Source organism: Aeromonas sp. A600620 (assembly GCF_029479985.1).
Classification (GTDB): Bacteria; Pseudomonadota; Gammaproteobacteria; order Enterobacterales; family Aeromonadaceae; genus Aeromonas; species Aeromonas veronii_A.
In genome coordinates this window covers 76555-97721 of record NZ_JAAKXB010000012.1, presented here as the reverse complement: position 1 = coordinate 97721, position 21167 = coordinate 76555, and the positions used below count along the sequence as shown (strand labels likewise).

Below are 21167 nucleotides of genomic sequence, written 5' to 3'. Positions count from 1 at the left end.
AGATCATTGAGTTGGCAGCAGTGCCCGGTTTTGGCGAGACGCCCGTTTACGGTTAAGCTGGCAGTCAATCTTACCAATCACACCAATAGTACCAATCGGCAAGGATGCCCGATGAACTTTACCTTTCGCCAGATCCGTTATTTTGTGGCCGTGGCCGACAGCTTCTCAGTGAGTCGTGCCGCCGCCGAGTTGCATATCTCCCAGTCGGCGGTCACCAGCGCCATTCGCGAGCTGGAGACCGAGCTCGGCGCCCCGCTATTCGAGCGCAATCCGCGCGGCGTCACCCTCACCACTCAGGGGCACCAGTTTTTGCTCCACGCCCGCCGCATTCTCGGCGCCATGACCGAGGCGAGCCACTCCCTCAAAGCGGTGGCCCAGCAGGATCAGGGGCGACTCACCATCGGCGTGACCACCTTGGTGGCGGGTTACTACCTCTCAGAGGCGCTTGGCCGCTTTCGCCGCGCCTTTCCGGCGGTACAGATCGAGGTGAAGGAGGATGAACAGCCTTTTCTGGAGCACCAGATCGTCAACGGCGAGGTGGATGTGGGGATCCTGATGACCAACCGCACCATCCGGCAAGAGGCGTTTGATACCGAATTGCTGACCCGTTCGCCGCTGCGGCTCTGGCTGGCCGCCAACCACCCGCTCTGCGCCGAGTCGACCCTCTCGCTCACCGCGCTGGGGGAGGAGCCGATGATCTCGCTGACCGCCGATCAGCTCGATCAGATCATCGGTGGCGGCCTGCGCCGCTACGGCATCTCTCCCCGCATCGTGCTGCGCACCGCGTCGGTGGAGGCGGTGCGCAGTCTGGTGGCAAGCCAGCTCGGGGTCGCCCTGTTGCCCGACTTTGCCTATCGCCCCTGGTCGCTGGAACAGGAGCGGGTCGAGGCGCGCCCCATCAAGGAGCCCATTCCCGCCATCGATATCGGGCTGGTGTGGCGCCGTGGTTCTCGGCTGGATTGGACTGCGCGGGAATTTATCGATATTGCGCGGGATCAGAGCCGGTTGCGGGCCCGTCAGGCGCTCCCTCGCTAGCCATCTCTTGCGGGGTAGCCACCAAAAATCAGATTCATCTGCACTCGATATCGATTTAGCTGATACCTGAGCCACCAAAAATTGAAATATTCATCGTATTGCCACTCCCCTAAGCTCATTGCTGGTTAACAGGATGTTAACGCCAATGGCGGCGTTCCTTCACCTGATGCAAGTCAACACAATGCAAGGAGTGCATGATGAAATTGACCCCTCTGATGCTGGCTCTTGTGCCGGCGCTGCTGGTAGGCCAGACCCAGGCTGCCCCGACCGAGCTCGGCAAGGGTGAAGGCCAGCTCAATATCGTGGCCTGGGCTGGCTACGTTGAGCGTGGCGAGACCGACAAGAACTACGACTGGGTGACCGGATTCGAGAAAGAGACCGGCTGCAAGGTGAGCGTCAAGACGGCGGCCACCTCGGACGAGATGGTGGCGTTGATGAACGAGGGGGGCTTCGATCTGGTGACCGCCTCCGGCGATGCCAGTCTGCGTCTGATTGCCGGTGGCAAGGTGCAGGCGCTCAATCTGGCGCTCATCCCGAGCTACAGCAAGATTGATCCCCGGCTGCAAAATGCCCCCTGGCACACTGTGGATGGCAAGCACTACGGCGTGCCCTACCAGTGGGGCGGCAATATCCTGATGTACAACACCAAGGTGTTCCCCAAGGCACCGGACTCCTGGAACGTGGTATTCGAGGAACAGACCCTGGCGGATGGCAAGTCCAACAAGGGGCGGGTGCAGGCCTTTGATGGCCCGATCCACATCGCCGATGCCGCCCTCTATCTGATGACCCATCAGCCTGCCCTGGGCATCAAGGATCCTTACGAGCTGAACGAGGATCAGTACAAGGCCTCCCTCGATCTGCTGCGCAAGCAGCGCCAGCTGGTGGGACGCTACTGGCATGATGCTTTCGTCCAGATCGATGACTTCAAGAACGAAGGGGTGGTCGCGTCAGGCTCCTGGCCGTTCCAGGCCAATGCCCTGATTGCCGACAAGCAACCCATCGCCACCACTGTGCCGAAAGAGGGAGTGACCGGTTGGGCCGATACCAGCATGGTGCACAGCGATGCCAAGAACCTCACCTGCGCTTACAAGTGGCTGGAGCACTCCCTGAGCAACAAGCTGCAGGGGGATCTCGCCGCCTGGTTTGGCTCGGTGCCTGTGGTACCTGCCGCCTGTGAGGGCAATGCCCTGCTGGGCCCGACCGGGTGCAAAACCAACGGTATCGACAACTTCGATCGGGTTCGCTTCTGGCGCACTCCGGTCTCCCAGTGCAAGAGCCAGGGAACTTGCGTGCCCTATTACCGCTGGGTTTCCGACTATATCGCCATTCTGGGCGGCCGCTAAGGCGGGGTGAGCAAGGTGGTCGGAACCGCTGCCACCTTGCCAACGGCAGGGGCGCTGCGCCTCCTCTGCACGACTGCCGAGAGCGGATAATCAAGCGGGCCGGACAGGAGTCCGGCCCATCCCTGCACAGACAAGGATGCCCCATGAACGCCGTACAATTTGACCGGGTCAGCCGCCACTATGGCGAGGTGAAGGCGGTCGACGACATCTCTTTCCAGATCCCCTCCGGGGAATTCTTTACCCTGCTGGGGCCGAGCGGTTCCGGCAAGACCACTTGCCTGCGGATGATCGCGGGCTTCGAGTACCCGAGCGACGGGGAGATCCGCCTGTTTGGCGAACCCTGCTCCACCGTGCCGCCCTATGATCGCAACCTCAACACCGTGTTTCAGGACTATGCCCTGTTCCCCAACATGGATGTGCGCGACAACATCGGCTATGGCCTGATGCTCAAGGGGGTCGCCAAGGCGGAGCGTTACCGCAAGGTGGACGAGATGCTGGAGCTGGTGCGACTACCCGGGGTCGGCAAGCGCCGCCCAAGCCAGCTCTCCGGCGGCCAGCGCCAGCGCATCGCCATCGCCCGGGCGCTTATCAACCAGCCACGCATCCTGCTGCTGGATGAGCCGCTGGGGGCCCTCGATCTCAAGTTGCGCGAGCAGATGCAGCTTGAGCTCAAGGCGCTGCAACGCCAGCTGGGCATCACCTTTATCTTCGTCACCCACGATCAGCAGGAGGCGCTCTCCATGAGCGACCGGATCTGCATCTTCAGTCAGGGCAAGATCGAGCAGATCGCTGCGCCAGATACCATCTACGATGCTCCGGCGACGCCGTTTGTGGCCCGCTTCGTCGGTACCGTCAATCTGTTCGAAGGGGAGCAGGCCAGACGGCTGTGCGGCGACGGCAGCCAGATGATGGTGCGCCCGGAGCGGATCCGGCTCGCTGAGGCGGGTGCGCCGGGCTGGTCGGGAGAGATCCGCGAGGTGGAGTATCTGGGCCCCTTCGTCCGTTATCGGGTTGATCTCGGGGAGCAGCTCGAGATCATCGTCAACCACCCCAATGAGGGGCAGGCCCGTCTGGCCCGTGGCTGCAGGGTCAGCCTCAGCTGGCCGGAGCAGGCTATCCATCGCCTGAGCGGCGCCCATCAGGGGGCGCAGCCATGAGTGCCCCTCACAGTGCGAGTCTTGCCATGAACTATCAGCCCGAACCTGCCCGTTTCAGGCCGCTGCGGCGCCTCTCGACCCTGCTCTATGGTCGGCCCGGCCTGCTGCTGGCGATCCTGCTGGGGCCGCCGCTGCTGTGGCTCGGCATCATCTATGTCGGCTCCTTGCTGATGCTGCTCTCCAACTCTCTGTTCGGGCTGGACGAGTTCAGCGGTCAGGTGCGCCACGAGCTGGGGCTGCAAAACTTCGTCGCCCTGCTGCGGCCGGAGAATCTGGATGTGATCGGCCGCACCGTCGGCATGTCGTTGCTGGTGACCCTGGCCTGCGCCCTGCTCGGTTTTCCGGTTGCCTACTACATGGCACGCTACACCAGTGGCAAGACCCGGGCGCTGTTCTATGTGGGGATCATGCTGCCGCTCTGGTCCAGCTATCTGGTGCGGGTCTACGCCTGGAAGCTGATCTTGGCCAAGGAGGGGGTAGTGAGCTGGCTGGCCGACAGCATGGGGCTGGAGTGGCTGCTCGATGCCATCCTCTCCCTGCCGGTGATAGGTGGCCCGTCGCTCTCTTTTTCGCGGCTCGGCACCTTTATCGTGTTCGTCTATGTCTGGCTGCCCTTCATGATCCTGCCCATTCAGGCAGCGGTGGAGCGTATTCCGCGATCCCTGCTGGAGGCGAGCAGCGATCTGGGGGCGACACCCGCCCAGACCTTTCGCAACCTGATCCTGCCGCTGGCGTTGCCCGGTGTGGTGGCGGGCTCCATTTTCACCTTCTCGCTGACCCTAGGTGATTACATCATCCCCGGCATCATCGGCAACTCGACCATGTATATCGGTCAGGTGGTCTACATGCAGCAGGGAACGGCGGGCAATCTGCCCTTTGCCGCCGCCTTCTCGCTGGTGCCGATCCTTATCATCGCCATCTATCTGGCGATTGCGAAACGACTGGGGGCTTTTGATGCGCTTTGACCCTATCGATTTGAACCGGCAGCAAGGAGGCCGTCATGTCAGCTAGCTCAGTGAGCCGTCAGGGAGAGCGCCCTTCGGGCCTGCTCAAGTACGCCGCCATCGGTGGACTCTTGTTCCTGCACTTTCCCATTCTGTTTATCTTCCTCTACGCCTTCACCAGCGAGAGCAAGAGCTACCAGTTTCCGCCCCCCGGACTCACCCTCAAGTGGTTCGAGGTGACCCTCAATCGCCCCGATGTGTGGCGTGCCATCCAGCTGTCGCTGGAGGTCGCGGGGCTGGCGACGTTGGCAGCCATGATCCTCGGCACCTTGGCGGCAGGGGCCATTGCCCGCAGCCGCTTCTTCGGTCAGGAGGTGGTGTCGCTGTTGCTGGTGTTGCCCATCGCGCTGCCCGGTATCGTCACCGGTATCGCGCTGCGCTCGGCCTACGGCTTGATGGAGATCCCGTTCAGCTTCTGGACCATCGTTATCGGCCACGCCACCTTCTGTGTGGTGGTGGTCTACAACAATGCGCTGGCCCGTTTTCGCCGCACCAACCAGAGCCTCATCGAGGCGTCGATGGATCTCGGGGCCGACGGCTTCCAGACCCTGCGCTACGTGATCCTGCCCAATCTGGCCACGGCGCTGCTGGCGGGGGGCATGCTGGCCTTTGCCCTGAGTTTTGACGAAGTGATCGTTACTACCTTCACGGCGGGCCAGCAGACCACGCTGCCCATCTGGATGTATCAGGAGCTGATCCGTCCCCGAGACAGGCCGGTCACCAACGTGGTGGCCCTCATCATAGTGGCCTTCACCACTATCCCCATTTTGCTTGCCTACTACCTCACTCGCGACACCCATGATGTCGCTGGCAGTGGCAAATGATGATTCAACGCGTGCGCAAGGATGCAACCATGAAACTCTCAACTCAACTCTTGATTGATGGCCAGTTTGTGACCGGCGAGGGGCAGGCCGAACCTATTCTCAACCCGGCTAACGGCGAACAGATCGCCGCCGTGCCCGAAGCCTCGTTCGAACAGGTGAACCGGGCGGTGAACGGTGCCCAGCGCGCCTTCGCCCAGTGGAGCCGTACCACCCCGGCAAGCCGCAGCAACCTGCTGCTGCGTCTGGCGGATCTCGTCGAGCGCCACGCCGAGGAGTTTGCGGCGCTCGAATCCCTCAACTGCGGCAAACCCTATCTGGCTGTGCTCAACGACGAGCTGCCCGCGGTGGTGGACTGCTTCCGCTTCTTTGCCGGGGCGGCCCGCTGCCTGCAAGGGCCGTTGGCGGGGGAGTATCTCGAGGGGCACACCAGTATGATCCGGCGCGACCCCATAGGTGTTGTGGGCAGTATCGCCCCCTGGAACTACCCGCTGATGATGGCGGCCTGGAAGATGGCGCCGGTGCTGGCGGCGGGCAATACGGTGGTGCTCAAACCCTCCGAACAGACCCCGCTCACCGCGCTGCGTTTGGCGGAGCTGGCCAGCGAGATCTTCCCCCGCGGCGTTATCAACGTCATCTGCGGGCGGGGCGAGAGTGTAGGGGCGCCGCTGGTGGAGCACCCGCTGGTGCGGATGGTGTCGCTCACCGGCGATATCGCCACCGGCCAGAAGATCCTGCAGAGCGCCGCCCGCACCATGAAGCGCACCCACCTTGAGCTGGGGGGCAAGGCGCCGGTGATCATCTTCGACGATGCGGATCTGGAGGCGGTGGTGGCGGGCATTCGCACCTTCGGTTTCTATAACGCCGGCCAGGACTGCACCGCCGCCTGCCGTATCTATGCCCAGGGCAAGATCTACGACAAGTTTGTCGCCGCCATGACCGAGGCGGTGGCCTCCATCAAGGTGGGTAGCCAGTACGAGGAGGGGGTCGAGATGGGGCCGCTTATTTCGGACAGACAGCGCAACCGGGTCGCCAGCTTTGTCGAGCGGGCCCAGAGCAGCGGTCATGTGGAGGTGACGGCGGGGGGCAAGATCCGTCCCGGCAACGGCTTCTTCTTCGAGCCGACCCTGATTGTCGGGGCCCGGCAGGAGGATGAGATCGTGCGCCGCGAGGTGTTTGGCCCCGTGGTGTCGGTGACCCGTTTTAACGATGCCGAGCAGGTGGTGCAGTGGGCCAACGACTCGGACTATGGCCTCGCCTCGTCGGTCTGGACCAAGGATCTGAGCCTCGCCAGCAAGGTGGCCAGCCACCTGCAATATGGTTGCACCTGGATCAATACCCACTTCATGCTCACCTCCGAGATGCCCCACGGCGGCATGAAGATGTCGGGCTACGGCAAGGATCTCTCCCTCTATGCGCTGGAGGATTACACGGTGCCGCGCCATATCATGGTCAAGCTGTAGTGGGGATTGGTTAGCGGGTTGTCACAATTTATTTACAACTGTTTCAGACTGCCGACTCATGGGTCGGCTGCTTTTTTTGTTGCCATTTCGTTACAGTGAAGCCGTGATGAAACGGCAAGGCGCCTGATGTGGCGCCAGAGGATGGAACCGCTATGGCAACCTTCTACACCGCCCACCAGCCGGATGCTGACGGGGTGATCCACTACAGCAACGAGGAGCATGGCACCTGGCAGATCCTGATCGAACGCCAGTTCGCCGCCCTCGATGGCAAGGGGTGTAACGAATATCTGGCCGGTCTCGACAGACTGGGGCTGCCCCGTGATCGCATCCCCCAGCTGGCCGAGATCAACGCCGTCTTGCAGCCTGCGACCGGCTGGTCGGTGGCGGCGGTGCCCGCGCTTATCTCGTTCGATCGCTTCTTCGCCCTGCTGGCCAATCGCCAGTTTCCGGTGGCCACCTTTATCCGGCGCCGGGACGAGCTCGACTACCTGCAAGAGCCGGATATCTTTCACGAGATCTTCGGCCACTGCGCCATGCTGACCAATCCGGCCTTTGCCCACTTCACCCACCTCTACGGTCAGTTGGGGCAGCAGGCGAGCAAGGAGCAGCGGGTTTTTCTGGCGCGGCTCTACTGGTTCACCGTGGAGTTTGGCCTCTTGGCGACACCTGGCGGGCTGCGTATCTACGGTGGCGGCATTCTCTCCTCCATCGGCGAGACAGCTTATGCCCTTTCCGGCAAGCCGCTGCTGCAACCCTTCGATCTACTGACTATGCTGCGCACCCCGTATCGCATCGACATCATGCAGCCCACCTATTTTGTGCTGCCGAGTCTCGATCATCTCTACCAGCTGACCGGGGAGGAGATCATGGCTGCTCTGGCCGAGGCCAGTCGGCTTGGCCTCTATCCGCCACGTTTTGAGGTTGCCGCTGGCAAACAGGCGAGCTGACCAAAAGCAAACAACCCTATTTCATTTTCATTAATTTTTCATTAATTCAAGCAGGAGTAACCCATGTCCGAACTGGCCAGCCAACAGTGTGAAGCGTGTCGCGCCGATGCCCCCAAGGTGAGCGATGAGGAGCTGCGCGAGCTGATGCAGCTTATTCCCGACTGGCAGCCGCTGGTGGAGGAGGGGGCGCTGCAACTGCGACGGGAATTTACGTTTCGCAACTTCAAGGAGGCGCTGGCCTTTACCAACCGCCTGGGCGAGCTGGCGGAGGCGGAGTTCCACCATCCGGCCATTCTGACCGAGTGGGGTAAGGTGACCGTCAGCTGGTGGACCCACAAGATCGGCGGCTTGCACCGCAACGACTTCATCATGGCTGCACGCACGGATGAGCTGCTGAAGTGAACGCCACCACTCATCCAGTGAGCGATATGGTGATCGTCAGCTGGTGGATGCATAAGATCGGCGGTTTGCATCGCAACGACTTCATCATGGCGGCGCGTACCGATCAGTTGCTCCGGTAATGGCGCCCCACACCAGCGTCATCGGTTGACCCGGGCCTGCCTGCGAAAGCGGGGCGGGCCCGCATTTTTATGGGCTGGCGCTCGCACTGGGGGGATCGAGACTGTATTATCCGCTCATTCATAGAGTTAGCTAGGAAGTGTGTCCCGAATGCGTCTTGAAGTCAGCTGTGAAGACCGCCTGGGCCTGACCCGGGAACTGCTCGACCGCCTGGTGGAGCACAATATCGATCTGCGCGGCATCGAAATCGATACCTCAGGCATCATCTATCTCAACTTTCCCGAGCTGGAGTTCAGTGATTTTCAGCACCTGATGCCGGAGATCCGCCGCATTCCCGGCGTCTACGACGTCAAGACCATCCCTTACATGCCTTCCGAGCGAGAGCACCACGAAATCGAGGCGCTGCTCAAGGCGCTGCCGGACCTGGTCTTCTCCCTCGACAGCAAGGGCAAGGTGACCCAGGCCAACCAGTCGGCCCTCACCACCCTCGGCTTGCCGGTGGAGGAGGTGCGCGGCGTGGCGCTCGGTTCGCTGGTTAAGGGTTTCTCCTTCACCCGCTGGCTGGAGGCGAGCGAGATCAAGCCGCAGACCTGCAAGCTCAGTTTCAATGGCGAAGAGTATCTGGCAGATCTGATGCCGCTGTTCGTGGCAGAAGCCCGCGGCAAGCAGGCGCTGGCCGGTGCCGTGGTGGTGCTCAAATCTGCCCGGCGGGTCGGCCTGCACTTCAGCGCGCTTCATGCGGTGGAAGTGGGGGGCTTCGAGCATCTGCAGGCCGAGAGCCCCAAGATGAAAGAGGTACTGTCGCAAGCGCGAAAACTGGCGATGCAGGACGCGCCGCTGCTGATTGTCGGTGAGACCGGTACCGGCAAGGAGCTGCTGGCCCGTGCTTGTCACGGTGCCAGCCTGCGCTCCAGCCACCCCTTTATGGCCCTCAACTGCGCCGCCATGCCCGATAACGTGGCCGAGAGCGAGCTGTTTGGTTATGCCCCCGGCGCCTTTGGCAACAACACCGAGGGCAAGCGCGGCGTGCTGGAGCTGGCGAGCGGCGGCACCCTGATGCTGGACGAGATCGGCGACATGTCTCCCCATCTGCAGACCAAGTTCCTGCGGGTGTTGCAGGATGGGGTGTTCCGCCGGGTCGGTGACGAGCAGGAGGTGAAGGTCAACGTGCGTTTCATCTGCACCACCCAGAAGCAGTTGCTGGATCTGGTGCACGAAGGAACCTTCCGCGAGGATCTCTACTATCGCCTCAACGTGCTCAGTCTGGCGCTGCCCCCCTTGCGCGAGCGCAAGGCTGACATCATGGTGCTGGCCCAGCAGTTTGTCTCCCGCTTTGCCAGCGAGTTGCAGCGACCCCGTCCGCGCTTTACCCGCAACATGGCCGACTACCTGACCGCCTATCGCTGGCCGGGCAACGTGCGTCAGCTGCGCAACTGTCTCTACCGTGCCATGACCCTGCTGGAAGGGGATGAGCTGGGGCCCGAGCAGATCGACCTGCCGGTGGCGGCCGATACCATGCCGCTGATCGACGAGTGGTTTGAGGGGAATCTCGACGATGCGGTGAAGCGCTTCGAGAGCCAGCTGCTGGCCCGGCTCTATCCCGCCTTCCCGTCGACGCGCCAGCTGGCCAAACGCCTGGGCGTGTCGCATACCGCCATCGCCAACAAGCTGCGAGAATACGGCATCAGCAAGAAGTGATTTCCGTCTTGTTGCCTGTCACCAGAGAGCCCGTTACCAGACGGGCTCTCCGTTTTCTTTACACGAACTCGGTAGATGATGGCGGGGTGAGACTTGTCAGGCCAGTGTCAGCCAACTTACTATCTGGGTTCATCTACCCGAACCGCAATGCCATAGCAGCGGTATTGTCAAGGCGACCACCTCCCGATCATGCTGTTACTCTTTTCCCCCCGTTTAACTGCCCGTCTGGCGCTCCTGTTGGTTGCGTTTGGCCTGCTGTTGCCCCGCGCGCTGGCGGAAACGGCCGCAGAGAGCCGGGCGACGGCGGTCAGGGAGCTGGTGCTCGATATCATGAGTTACACCCGCTGGCCCACCGAGCCTGCGGTGCTGCGCATGTGCGTGGCGGCACCGACCGAATATGCCGGTGCCCTCTTTACCATCGATCGTCAGGCTAATGGCCGTGCCGTGCAAGTCCATCGTTACGAGGCGAGCGATCCGGCCATCAGCGATCACTGCGATGTGCTCTATCTGGGAGTGCTCGACGAGCCGACCCGGATTGCGCTGTTTGCCCGCCTGCAGGGGCACCCTGTGCTCAGCATCAGCGAATACAACCACGACTGTTCCACCAGCTCGGTATTCTGCCTGCAGACCTCGCCGGACAGCGTGCGGGTGCGGTTTAAAGTGAACCTCGATGCCCTGGCCCTGAGCGGCGTGCGGGTGCATCCCGCCGTGCTCAAGCTGGCCCATGCCGACAAGGGGGTCCCATGAGACGACAGGTGAGCGCGGCTCCCCGCCGTCTGACCCTGCGTCAGAGCCTGGGGCGAACCCATCTGGTGGCCGCCATCACAGCCGTCAGCGTGGCGGGACTCTTTTTTACACTGGTTGCTTTGCTGGTAGTACGCTTCTACGCCGATCACAATCTGGAGCTGGTGGCCCGCGCCATCAGCTACAGCGCCGAGGCTGCGGTGGTGTTCCACGATGAGGAGGCTGCGAGCGAGGCACTTAGCGGCATCGTTGCCAAGGAAGAGGTGGCCGAAGCCAGTATCTTGCTGGCCAATGGTCAACAGCTCGCTAAATGGGTTCGTCCCGTCAGCAATCCGCTGGCCACAGTCGAAGATTATCTTGCCCGCCTGCTGTTACCGGGACCGGTCACCTATCCCATGCTGCGGGGCGGTGAGCAGATTGCCACCATAGAGCTGCGCGGTCATGGCGAGTATCTGTTGCTGTTCTTGCTCTCGGTGCTGCTGGTGATGGTGGTTTGCCTGGTGTTGAGTGTGATGGGCGCCTTCTATGTCGCCGGGCGGATGCAGGTCGCGATCACCTCGCCACTGCGACAACTGGCACAGGTCGCCCACTCGGTGCGTCGACAGCGCACCCTGGGAATGCGGGCGCCACCGGCCGATATCGTCGAGCTCAATGAGCTGGGAGAGGATTTCAACGCCCTGCTGGATGAGCTGCAAGCCTGGCAGGCTCATCAGGCGCGGGAGAACGCCAGTCTGCTCCACCAGGCGACCCATGATGCGTTGACCGGGTTGCCCAACCGGGCGTTATTCGAAGCTCGCCTCGAGCATGCCATTGGCGAGGTAAGCGAGGGGGGGGCCCCGTTCGCCCTGCTTTATCTCGATTGCGATCGTTTCAAACAGATTAACGACACCCTGGGGCACAACGCCGGTGACGATGTGCTGGTGACCCTCTCCCGGCGGGTACAGCATCAGCTGCGCCCCGGAGATCTGGTCTGCCGGCTGGGGGGAGATGAGTTCGCCATACTGCTGACACCTGTGCATCTGGGGCAGGATGTGGAAGAGGTGATCGACCGCATTCAGCAGGCGATGAGTGATCCTGTGGTATTGCGGGATGGACAGCAACTGGTGGCAGGGATCAGCATCGGTTTTGCCATCCATCAACCCGGGACCCGCGCCAGCGAGCTGTGCGAGCTGGCAGACAAAGCCATGTATTTGGCAAAACGTACACGCCGTGAGGAGGTTGAGGCCGCCAAATCGGCGTGAGTCAAGGTGTAAAGGAGTCATAACAATGAAACTATCCCTCTCCATCAAGGCTGTTGTGCTGGGCCTGTTGTTCTCTCTGCTGGCGGGTTGTCAGAGCACCCCCAGGGGGTTGACCCCGGAACAGCTGGCAGTATTGAAGGAGCAAGGTTTCTATCTGACCGATGAGGGCTGGACACTGGATCTGGCCAACCGGGTGCTGTTTGCCAACAATGTGGGTGAACTCAATCCGCAGACCCGGCTGATAGTGGAAAAACTGGGCAAGGCCCTGCTTGGGGTCGGGCTCGACAAGGCGAGGGTTGACGGCCATACCGACAATACGGGCGAGAGCAGCTACAACCAGCAGCTCTCTCTGAAACGAGCCCAATCGGTGGCAGATGTGCTGATCTCGGTGGGGATGATGCCCGCCAATCTTGAGATCCGTGGCCGCGGTGAGACGGCCCCGGTTGCGGACAACAAGAGCGCAGCCGGACGAGCAGAAAACCGCCGGGTGGCCATTGTGATTGCCAACCAGTGATCTCTATCCGGCAGCATGCCGTGTGCATAACAAAAGAGCGCCCCGAGAGGCGCTCTTTTTGATCCGGCGACACTACTTCCCTGTGTCGACCTCGCTGTGCTTGCGCAAGCGGATGTTGATCATCTCCACCACCAGCGAGAAGGCCATGGCGAAGTAGATGTAGCCTTTCGGTATGTGCAGATCCATCCCCTCCGCCATCAGGGCAAACCCCACCAGGGTGAGGAAGGAGAGGGCCAGCATCTTGATGGTGGGGTGGTCATCGACGAAATCGCCAATAGACTTGGCGGCAAACATCATGATGAAGACGGCAATCATGATGGCCAGCACCATCACCGGCACGTGATCGGCCATGCCGACCGCGGTGATCACCGAGTCCAGGCTGAACACTATGTCCAGAATGGCGATCTGGATCAGGGTGCTGATAAAGCCCGAGGCCGCTTTGCTGACGCTCTGTGGCTCGGCGGCGCCTTCCAGAGTGGCGTGGATCTCGTGGGTACTCTTGCCGATAAGGAACAGACCACCCAGCAGCAGGATGAGATCGCGGCCCGAGATAGCCTCGTTCAGCACGGTGAAGAGCGGTTCGGTGAGACGCATCACCCAGGCGAGCGAGAGCAGCAACAGGATCCGGGTGCCCATGGCGAGCCCCAGACCCAGAATGCGCGCTTTTTGGCGCTGAGCCTCCGGCAGGCGACCTACCAGGATGGAGATAAAGATGATGTTGTCGATGCCCAGCACGATTTCGAGCAGGGTAAGGGTAGCGAGAGCGACCCAGGCGGAGGGATCAAGAACCCATTCCAGCATGATTGAACCTTGATTGAACATTGGTTGGAAAATTGAAGATGCGAATTCTAGCAGGGGTGCCACTGCTTGTCCCAGAGGGGCGAAAAGATAAAAATGGGGGCCATCGCAAGGGAGGCAGGCATGTTTCGATTAGGGTTCATTATTAATCCGGTCGCCGGGATTGGCGGCGCAGTGGGGCTCAAGGGGAGTGACGGCGTGGTGGATGAGGCGCTTGCTCGTGGTGCCGTGCCCAGAGCACAAGATCGAGCGCGGCAAGCTCTGTTGCCACTGTGCGAGCTGAGCATCCCGTTCGAACTGCTGACGGTGGCGGGAGAGATGGGGGAGGCGGTGGCCCGCGAGCTGGGGTTGCCCTGTCGGGTCATCTATCAACCGGTCGGGGAGAGCACCTCGGCCGATGATACCCGCCACGCCGCCGAGTTGATGCGCGAAGCCGGGGTCGATCTGCTGCTGTTTGCCGGTGGCGATGGCACGGCGCGGGATATCTGCGCCGCGGTGGGGGAGTCTTGCCATGTGCTCGGCATTCCGGCGGGGTGCAAGATCCACTCCGGCGTCTACGGGGTGACGCCCACTGCCAGCGGGCGGGTGGTAGCGCGGATGATCGCAGGGGAACTGCTCAGCCTGATCGATGCCGAGGTGCGCGACATCGACGAGGAGGCGTTTCGCGTGGGCAAGGTGCGGGCCCGCCACTACGGCCAGCTGAAGGTGCCCGGCGATCTGCGTTACGTACAGGCGGTAAAACAGGGGGGCAAGGAGTCCGAAGAGCTGGTGTTGGCGGATCTCGCAGCCGGTGTGGTGGAGCAGATGGAGCCCGATACCCTCTATCTGATGGGCTCCGGCAGCACGGTGGCAGCCTGTATGGCTGAGCTCGGTCTGGAAAATACTTTGCTCGGTGTGGATCTGGTGGAAAATAGCCGACTTATCGGGCAGGATCTCAGCGCCGCCGAGATCCTGACCCGGATCCGCGGCCGTCGCTGCCGACTGATCATTACCCTGATAGGCGGACAGGGACATCTGTTCGGGCGCGGAAATCAGCAATTGAGTCCTGAGGTGATTCGGTGTGTCGGGCTGGAGAATATCCAGGTGCTGGCAACCAAAGCCAAGCTTGCCGCCCTTGCGGGCAGGCCGCTGCTGGTGGACACCGATGATCCCGAATTAAACCGGGCGTTGCGTGGTTATCTGCGAATAACCACGGGATACAAGGATCAGGTCATCTACCCGGTGGCCAACCCGGAATAGGACGCCAAGGACGCTGCTGGCCTGGCGCCAGAGAGCTGCAATCAACCGGATTGCGGTTCCATACCCCCGAATTTTTTGCCGCAAATGAGGCTGCGTTACATGACGATTCACGATTTTGAGCACAAGTTGTTGGGACTGATCGACAGCATGGTTGCTACCGCGACCGACGATGAGCTGTTTGCGGGGGGTTACCTGCGAGGTCATATCTCATTGGCCGTTGCCCGGGCCGAGCTGGAAGGCAAGACCCTGGTGCGGGACGTCAAGAGCTATGTGCTGCGCAGCCTCAACGAGGCGATCTTGCAAGGTGAGCTATCTGAAGAGGATGAAAAACTGGTGCAGGCGATGTGGATTCGTCTGCAACAAGACGCAGAAGCTTGATCGGATACACAATTCAAACTGAAGTTTGAGTTTATCCTTCCCCTGAAGTTAGTGAAAGGTTAATAATAAGTTTCGCCTTTTGTTTCAGGGATTAAACTATGGCCTCCTCCTCACGCATTGCCAATAAACTGCCGCTCGAGATGCTCTATCACTGGGAGCGGCAGTGTCCTGATCGAACCTACCTGCGTCAAACCATCAACCGCGAATATGTCGATTTCACCTGGGGTGAAGTGGCCGATGAAGCGCGGCGGATGGTGACGGCCTTGCGTCACCTCGGTCTGGTGGCCGGTGACAAGGTGGCGCTGCTCTCCAAGAACTGCGCCCAGTGGTTTATCGCCGATCTGGCGATGCAGATGGGGCAGTATGTGAGCGTGCCCATCTATCCGACAGCCAACGTCGACACCATCGAATATGTGCTGCGCCATAGCGAAGCCAAGGCGATCTTCGTCGGCAAGCTGGATGACTGGAAGAGTCAGGAGGCTGGAGTACCCGCCGATCTGCTGCGCATCGCCTTCCCCTACGACACCATGCCAGCCAGCCACCAGTGGGATGATCTGCTGGAAGCGCATGAGCCGATCCCTGACAGCCCGGTGCAGGCCCCTGACTCCCTGCTGAGTCTGGTCTACACCTCCGGCAGTACCGGCAAGCCGAAAGGGGCCATGCTGAGCGTTGAGCGTTACGCCTGGTCGTGCGAGAAGCTGGTGGAGACGGTGAGCCTGAGTCAGGCCGATCGGGGCTTCTCCTACCTGCCGCTGGCCCACATTACCGAGCGGGTCTACATCTACGGCGGCAGTCTCTATGGCGGCGCTACCATCGCGTTCCCCGAATCCCTCGACACCTTTATCGAAGATGTCAAACGCTGCCGTCCCACCGTCTTTATCTCGGTGCCGCGGTTGTGGGCCATGTTCCGCATCAAGATCCACGAGAAGCTGCCCCAGAAGAAACTCGAACTGCTGCTCAAGATCCCGCTTATCTCCGGCCTGATCAAACGCAAGCTGCAAAAGGGGTTGGGACTGGATCAGGCCCGGGTACTCGGCTGCGGCTCCGCGCCTGTCTCTCCTGCGCTGCTTGAGTGGTATCTGAGCATCGGCCTCAAGGTGACTGAAGCTTGGGGCATGACCGAGAACCATGCCTATTCCACCATCAACTACCCGTTCCGCGCCGACAAGATCGGCACCGTCGGCAAGGCGGGGATCGGGGTGACCATCAAGATCTCTGACGAAGGGGAGATCCTCTGCCGCTGCGAAGGGATGATGCTGGGTTACTACAAGGATCCCGAGCACAGCGCCGAGGCCATTGATGCCGAGGGGTGGCTCCACACCGGCGACATGGGCAAGCTGGACAAGGAGGGTTATCTCACCATCACCGGCCGGATGAAGGATGTGTTCAAGACCGCCAAGGGCAAGTATGTGGCGCCGGTACCCATCGAGGGGCTGCTTGGGCAGGAGCCCATTATCGAACAGCTCTGCGTGATTGGTTACGGCATGCCCCAGCCCATTGCGCTGGTGCAGCTGGCCGAGAGCGCCATGAAGGGCAATCGGGAGGAGGTCAACGCCAGACTGGAAGCGGCGCGGGTTCGGGTCAACGATCAGCTGGAATCTCATGCCAAAATTCGCGGCATTCTGGTGGTGAAAACCCCTTGGAATATCGAAAACGGTGTGCTGACTCCCACCATGAAGATCAAGCGTCACCTGCTGGAGCAAAAGTACGCCCAGGTCGGGGATCGCTGGCCCTCATCCCAGGTGGTGGTGTGGGAGGAGTAAATCCCGTCTTTCCATAGCGCAACAAACAACAACGGCCCTTGATGGGCCGTTGTTGTGTTTGAGGCATATCACTCGCCGCTGTTTTGCCGGCGAGTAAAAGCGCGCCCGGTTAGATCTGCGCCAGCGCGGCGGCCAGATCGGCGATCAGATCGTCGGCGTCTTCCACCCCGATGCTGAAGCGGATGAGATCGTCGTTGACCCCGGCGGCGAGGCGGCTCGCCTCGTCCATGGCGGCGTGGGTGGTGCTGGCCGGATGGCAAGCGAGACTCTCGAGATCCCCCAGACTCACCGCCTGCACAAACAGTTGCAGGTTATCGAGCAGGGTGGCGCAGCGCTCAAACCCGCCCTCCAGCTCGATGCTCACCATGCCGCCAAAGCCGCTGGCGAAGGCTCCGAGGGCATCGTGGCCCGGATGGTTGGCAAGGCCCGGGTAGATCACCTTCTTCACTGCCGGGTGGGCGGCCAGAAACTCGGCAACTTTCTGGGCATTGTGCAGGTGGGCATCCATCCGCAGCGGCAGGGTCTTGACTCCACGCTGCAGCAGGTAGGCCTCCTGCGGGCCGATGGGGGAGCCGATATGCTTGAGGGCCACGGTGCGGATCGACTTCATCAGGGCGTGGGAGCCCGCCACCACCCCGGCGATGATGTCGCCGTGGCCGCCCAGATATTTGGTACCGCTGTGCATCACCACATCGACCCCGAGCTCCAGCGGACGCAGCAGGTAGGGGGTGAGGAAGGTGTTGTCACATACCGTAATGGCGCCCACCTTGCGGGCCGCTTCCACCACCAGCCGCGGATCCACCACCTTGAGGGTGGGGTTGGTCAGGGTTTCGAACAGTACCACCTTGGTAGCAGGGCGGATGTTGGCCAGCAGATCCCGGTCGCTCTCGTAAGCGGTGACCTTGATACCGGCGCGGCTGAAGGTCTGCTTGAGGAACGCATCGGTGCCGCCGTAGAGCGGGCCGATATAGGCCACCTCATCGCCGCTGTCGGCAAGCGCATACATGATGGCGCTTACCGCCGCCATGCCGCTCGCCACCACCAGCGCTTCATCGGCACCTTCCAGCGCCGCCAGTTTCTGCTCCAGCTCGGCGGTGGTGGGGTTGCCAAAGCGACTGTAGATAAAGCCGGGGGCTTGACCTGCAAAGCGCTCCTTGCCCGCCTGGGCGTTGAAGTAGCTGAAGGTGCTGCTCTGGTAGAGCGGGGTGGTGAGGGCGCCGGTCTGTGGGTCGATCCGCTGGCCGCTGTGTACGCTCATGGTCTTGAATTTCATCGTGTTGCTCCGTGATGGCCAGGCTCTGGCCATGACTTGTTTTGTTGTTCGTTGCTTGTTGTTTTTGTCAGCGCGGGTATGTGCATGCGGCTTGTGGCTTATGCATATACCCGCATGCGCATCTTTGCGCTGCTCAGGCCGGTATCGCTTCGCTTTCAGTGCGCGGGAGGTGAGCAGGTTCCACCGGCCCATAGTGGCGCGCCGCCACATCCGGGTGGGAGCGCAGCCGCCCTTTCAGCACGTTCTCCCCTACCTGATAGAAGAGCGGGTTGGTCGGGTCACTCTCCGGCCCTTGCGCCTGCGCTGCCAGCTCTGGGGAGAGGCTGAGCAGTGGCACGGTGGCATCGAGCCGCGCCGCCATAAAGAAGGCGCAGGAGAGGCGCGATACGCCGGGCGGCGGGCTCACCACCCGATGCAGGGTCGCCTTGAGATAGCCGTTGGAAGCCAGTTCCAGCAGCTCGCCGATATTGACCACCAGTGCTCCCGGCAGGGGCGGCGCGGAGATCCAGCCGTCGGCCGTCTCGACCTCAAGCCCCGAATGATTGTCCTGCATCACCAGCGTCAGGTAGCCGGGATCCTTGTGGGCGCCGACCCCCTGACTGCTGCCACCCGCTTCTTGCCCCGGGTAGTGAATCAGCTTCATGTGTTGGTAGAGGGCGCCGCGAATACTGTCGTCAAACACGTTGGCCGGTTGCTCCAGTACTTCGGCAAAAGCGGCCAGCAGGGTGAGGGTGATGTCGCTCAGCCGATTCTGCCACGCCAGCAGATGGGCTTTCATCTCTGGCAGGGCGGTCGGCCACTGGTTGGGGCCGATCAGCCGCTGCCAGGGTTCACGGATCAGGGCTGCAGGCAGAGCCTGCGCCTCATTCATGATATCGAACTGCTCGCGCAGGTCCGGCCGCGCTCGGGTGAGCTCGGCACCGACCCGGTTATAGCCGCGAAAGTGGGGGCTGTTGACCATCTGCACCGCCAGCTTCTCCTGCTCCGGCAGGGCAAAGAAGCGCTCTGCCAGCGCCAGGGTCTCTAGCATCTCAACCTTGCTCAAGCCGTGGCCGACCAGATAGAAAAAGCCCACATCGCGGGCGGCCGCGGCCAGCCTGGCCAGCATAGGGCGACGCACCTCGGGCGCCCCGTTGAGGGCAGCCAGATCGATGATCGGCAGTGGTGAATGTTCCATGTGCACCTCCTCACTCTTTCGTTATCTCTGGCGCCATCTCTTGCACTGCCTCCGCTGTTGGCAGACCTGATAAGTGGCAAACGGGATGGCGCGACAGTGTGGCGGTATGCGCAGCGGTGTGGCGCCATCTGGAATGAAGGGGATGCTACTGTTCGGCGTTATAAGACGGAAACAACAAATTATTCTTAGTTATATACAAAATTCGAAATGGAATTCGGCTCCTGATGAGCTGACGGGTTTTTGCGCAGCAATTAAGGGCGGAATGGGAAATGATGAGAGGGAGAGTGATAACCAGAGGCAAGCTGCAACCGGTAAAAATGACCAAAACAGAAGGGAGGCGGATGCCTCCCTTCTGGTTGAGCGGTTTTTTACCTGACCGAAAGCACAGGCGAGTGACCGCGTATTCTGGCCTTAACCGCCTGCTGGCTCTCAGTAACCCAGGGTAAAGCGCTGGCGCTGGTGAGCCGGTTTTTCCACCTCGTTCAGCACACCGTCAGCCAGATCACCGGCGGTGATCCCGGCAGGCTGTTCGCCGCTGAACAGCACCTGATCGCCACCAATCCGATAGCCACCGCGCTTCTCGCCCGGTTCGAGGAACACCGGGGGAGAGACAAAGCGCCAGTCGAGGGTGGTTTCACGACGCAGGGCGGTGAGACCGTCGCGGGCCGCCAGCGCCCCCTGTTTCCACTCGGCCGGAAACTCAGGGGTATCCACCAGTTGCACGCCGGGGGCAACCTCCAGACTGCCGGCGCCACCTACTATCAGCAGCCAGCTGTTGGCCGCTTTGGCTGCTGCGACGATCGCGTTGGCGCCCTTGAGGTACTGGTCGTAGATATCCGGTGTGCTCCAGCCCGGGTTGTAGGCGCTGATCACCCGATCGTGCCCCTTGAGCACCTCGGCCAATGCCTGCGGGTTTTGGGCATCCACCGCCACGGCGGTGACCTGCGGATGGGCGGCCACCTTGCTGACATCGCGGACGATGGCGGTGACGTGATGGCCGCGGCTGATGGCCTCGTTCAGGATGGCTGAACCGACAAAACCGCTGGCACCGATCAGGGCAATCTTCATGGGGAACTCTCCTTCACTGTTGGAATGGGGCTATCCTACGCCGCCATTTATGATTTAATAATCACCTCAAAAATGCATTCACTTATAAGCTGGATTTAATAATGGAACAGCTCAGACGTTACGCCATCTTCGCCGCCGTGGTGGAAGCGGGCAGCATGACAGGGGCGGCCAAATCCCTTGGCATGACCCCCTCCGCCGTCAGTCAGCATATCAGTCAGCTGGAGAGCCTGCTCGGACTGCCCCTGCTCCATCGCTCCACCCGTCGTCTCAGTCTGACCGAGGCGGGAGAGGTGGTGTGGCAAGGGTGTCGGGCGTTGCAGCAGACTCTGAGCGAGACCGAGCTGCGCCTCTCGGAGGTGCGCGACGCCCTGCTCGGGGAAGTGCGGATCACCGCCCCGGTGGGGATGGCGGGCCAGCCGCTGGCGCTGGCCCTCTCTCCGCTGCTGCAGGCCCACCCCGGCCTCACCATCCAGATCATCGCCGACGACGAGAAGCGGGATCTGATTGCCGAGCGGATCGATGTGGCACTGCGGGTCGGCACCTTGCCCGACTCGACCCTGGTGGCCCGCAAACTGGGGCAGACCCGGATGCTGCTCTGCGCCGCCCCCGCCTATCTGGCGCGCAAGGGAGCGCCGCGCACGCCCGCCGATCTGGCCACCCACGACTGGCTTTGCGGCGACATGCTGGGCAACGGTTTGCTGCTGCAGGATGAGAAGGGGGGCGAGCACAGGGTGAGGTTCAAGGCCAAGGTGCTCTGCAATAACGTGTTGCCCTTGCGCCAGTTTGCGCTGGCGGGGCAGGGGATCTCGCTGCAACCGGAGGGGGAGATTGGCGAGGATCTGGCGCAGGGGCGTCTGCTCGAACTGTTGCCCGGTTTTCGGGTGCAGCCGATGGAGATCCACGCCATCACGCCGCAGCGGGAGATCCCGGAGAAGGTGCGGCGGGTGGTGGAGGCGCTGCGTAGCTACTTCGGAACGCTCTGAGC

The 21167-nt window shown here is 61.7% G+C and carries 22 protein-coding genes; 18 read left to right on the top strand and 4 right to left on the bottom strand.

Features of this window, described 5'->3' with window-relative positions; translation table 11 throughout:
- Nucleotides 1-111: 111 nt before the first annotated feature.
- From G5533_RS15125 to G5533_RS15065, 13 genes are all read left to right on the top strand, one after another.
- Nucleotides 112-1035 carry a LysR family transcriptional regulator gene (locus tag G5533_RS15125; protein WP_005346246.1) on the top strand — a complete coding sequence of 308 codons (924 nt, stop codon included), beginning with the start codon at nt 112-114 and terminating at the stop codon, nt 1033-1035.
- 197 nt (nt 1036-1232) lie between these two features.
- Nucleotides 1233-2378, top strand: coding sequence for an ABC transporter substrate-binding protein (locus G5533_RS15120; protein WP_213387350.1), 1146 nt, complete (start codon nt 1233-1235; stop codon nt 2376-2378).
- 143 nt (nt 2379-2521) lie between these two features.
- Nucleotides 2522-3535: an ABC transporter ATP-binding protein gene (locus G5533_RS15115; RefSeq protein ID WP_219263761.1), complete on the top strand. Its 1014-nt coding sequence runs from the start codon at nt 2522-2524 to the stop codon at nt 3533-3535.
- A complete protein-coding gene (locus tag G5533_RS15110; RefSeq protein ID WP_441254982.1) occupies nt 3532-4500 on the top strand; it encodes an ABC transporter permease in 969 nt (322 codons plus the stop codon). Before G5533_RS15115 ends, G5533_RS15110 begins: the two co-directional genes overlap by 4 nt.
- A gap of 35 nt (nt 4501-4535) precedes the next feature.
- On the top strand, nt 4536-5363 hold the full coding sequence (locus tag G5533_RS15105; protein ID WP_005352644.1) for an ABC transporter permease: 828 nt from the start codon (nt 4536-4538) through the stop codon (nt 5361-5363).
- A gap of 29 nt (nt 5364-5392) precedes the next feature.
- On the top strand, nt 5393-6823 hold the full coding sequence (locus tag G5533_RS15100) for a gamma-aminobutyraldehyde dehydrogenase (protein ID WP_005361166.1): 1431 nt from the start codon (nt 5393-5395) through the stop codon (nt 6821-6823).
- Nucleotides 6824-6975: 152 nt separating this feature from the next.
- Entirely contained in the window at nt 6976-7770 is a 795-nt protein-coding gene (gene phhA / locus G5533_RS15095; protein ID WP_421207020.1) for a phenylalanine 4-monooxygenase, read from the top strand.
- Between the two features lie 63 nt (nt 7771-7833).
- The gene (locus G5533_RS15090; protein ID WP_019444917.1) at nt 7834-8172 is read left to right on the top strand and encodes a 4a-hydroxytetrahydrobiopterin dehydratase; all 339 of its coding nucleotides are present in this window, start codon (nt 7834-7836) and stop codon (nt 8170-8172) included.
- Entirely contained in the window at nt 8169-8291 is a 123-nt protein-coding gene (locus tag G5533_RS15085; protein ID WP_370688904.1) for a 4a-hydroxytetrahydrobiopterin dehydratase, read from the top strand. Before G5533_RS15090 ends, G5533_RS15085 begins: the two co-directional genes overlap by 4 nt.
- A 148-nt stretch (nt 8292-8439) precedes the next feature.
- Nucleotides 8440-9987, top strand: coding sequence for a transcriptional regulator TyrR (tyrR, locus tag G5533_RS15080; RefSeq protein WP_005333656.1), 1548 nt, complete (start codon nt 8440-8442; stop codon nt 9985-9987).
- 189 nt (nt 9988-10176) lie between these two features.
- Nucleotides 10177-10734: a YfiR family protein gene (locus G5533_RS15075; RefSeq protein ID WP_421207018.1), complete on the top strand. Its 558-nt coding sequence runs from the start codon at nt 10177-10179 to the stop codon at nt 10732-10734.
- On the top strand, nt 10731-11972 hold the full coding sequence (locus tag G5533_RS15070; RefSeq protein ID WP_421207016.1) for a diguanylate cyclase domain-containing protein: 1242 nt from the start codon (nt 10731-10733) through the stop codon (nt 11970-11972). Before G5533_RS15075 ends, G5533_RS15070 begins: the two co-directional genes overlap by 4 nt.
- A gap of 25 nt (nt 11973-11997) precedes the next feature.
- Nucleotides 11998-12486, top strand: coding sequence for an OmpA family protein (locus G5533_RS15065; protein ID WP_227342665.1), 489 nt, complete (start codon nt 11998-12000; stop codon nt 12484-12486).
- A 72-nt stretch (nt 12487-12558) separates the two neighbouring features.
- Here G5533_RS15065 and G5533_RS15060 read toward each other — a convergent pair whose 3' ends face one another.
- A complete protein-coding gene (locus tag G5533_RS15060) occupies nt 12559-13287 on the bottom strand; it encodes a TerC family protein (protein ID WP_421207012.1) in 729 nt (242 codons plus the stop codon).
- 120 nt (nt 13288-13407) lie between these two features.
- Here G5533_RS15060 and G5533_RS15055 point away from each other — a divergent pair, with 120 nt between their 5' ends.
- The 3 genes from G5533_RS15055 (at nt 13408) to G5533_RS15045 (ending at nt 16664) form a co-directional block, all read left to right on the top strand.
- Nucleotides 13408-14523, top strand: a complete 1116-nt coding sequence (locus G5533_RS15055) for an ATP-NAD kinase family protein (RefSeq protein WP_441254980.1) — start codon at nt 13408-13410, stop codon at nt 14521-14523.
- 99 nt (nt 14524-14622) lie between these two features.
- Nucleotides 14623-14901, top strand: a complete 279-nt coding sequence (locus G5533_RS15050; RefSeq protein WP_139740389.1) for a YfcL family protein — start codon at nt 14623-14625, stop codon at nt 14899-14901.
- Nucleotides 14902-14999: 98 nt separating this feature from the next.
- Entirely contained in the window at nt 15000-16664 is a 1665-nt protein-coding gene (locus tag G5533_RS15045; RefSeq protein ID WP_042052884.1) for an AMP-binding protein, read from the top strand.
- Nucleotides 16665-16773: 109 nt separating this feature from the next.
- On the opposite strand, the gene G5533_RS15040 is transcribed toward G5533_RS15045, so the two are convergent.
- Nucleotides 16774-17937: a trans-sulfuration enzyme family protein gene (locus tag G5533_RS15040; RefSeq protein WP_042052882.1), complete on the bottom strand. Its 1164-nt coding sequence runs from the start codon at nt 17935-17937 to the stop codon at nt 16774-16776.
- 133 nt (nt 17938-18070) lie between these two features.
- Entirely contained in the window at nt 18071-19114 is a 1044-nt protein-coding gene (locus G5533_RS15035; protein WP_421212106.1) for an isopenicillin N synthase family dioxygenase, read from the bottom strand.
- Between the two features lie 142 nt (nt 19115-19256).
- Between G5533_RS15035 and G5533_RS15030 the strand changes: the two genes are divergently transcribed.
- Nucleotides 19257-19490 (top strand): hypothetical protein, encoded by a 234-nt coding sequence (locus tag G5533_RS15030; RefSeq protein WP_236322564.1) that lies wholly within the window; start codon nt 19257-19259, stop codon nt 19488-19490.
- A gap of 53 nt (nt 19491-19543) precedes the next feature.
- On the opposite strand, the gene G5533_RS15025 is transcribed toward G5533_RS15030, so the two are convergent.
- Entirely contained in the window at nt 19544-20182 is a 639-nt protein-coding gene (locus tag G5533_RS15025; RefSeq protein WP_159143871.1) for an NAD(P)-dependent oxidoreductase, read from the bottom strand.
- Between the two features lie 101 nt (nt 20183-20283).
- On the opposite strand from G5533_RS15025, the gene G5533_RS15020 reads away from it, so the two are divergent.
- Nucleotides 20284-21165 (top strand): LysR family transcriptional regulator, encoded by an 882-nt coding sequence (locus tag G5533_RS15020; protein ID WP_441254979.1) that lies wholly within the window; start codon nt 20284-20286, stop codon nt 21163-21165.
- Nucleotides 21166-21167 lie beyond the last annotated feature (2 nt).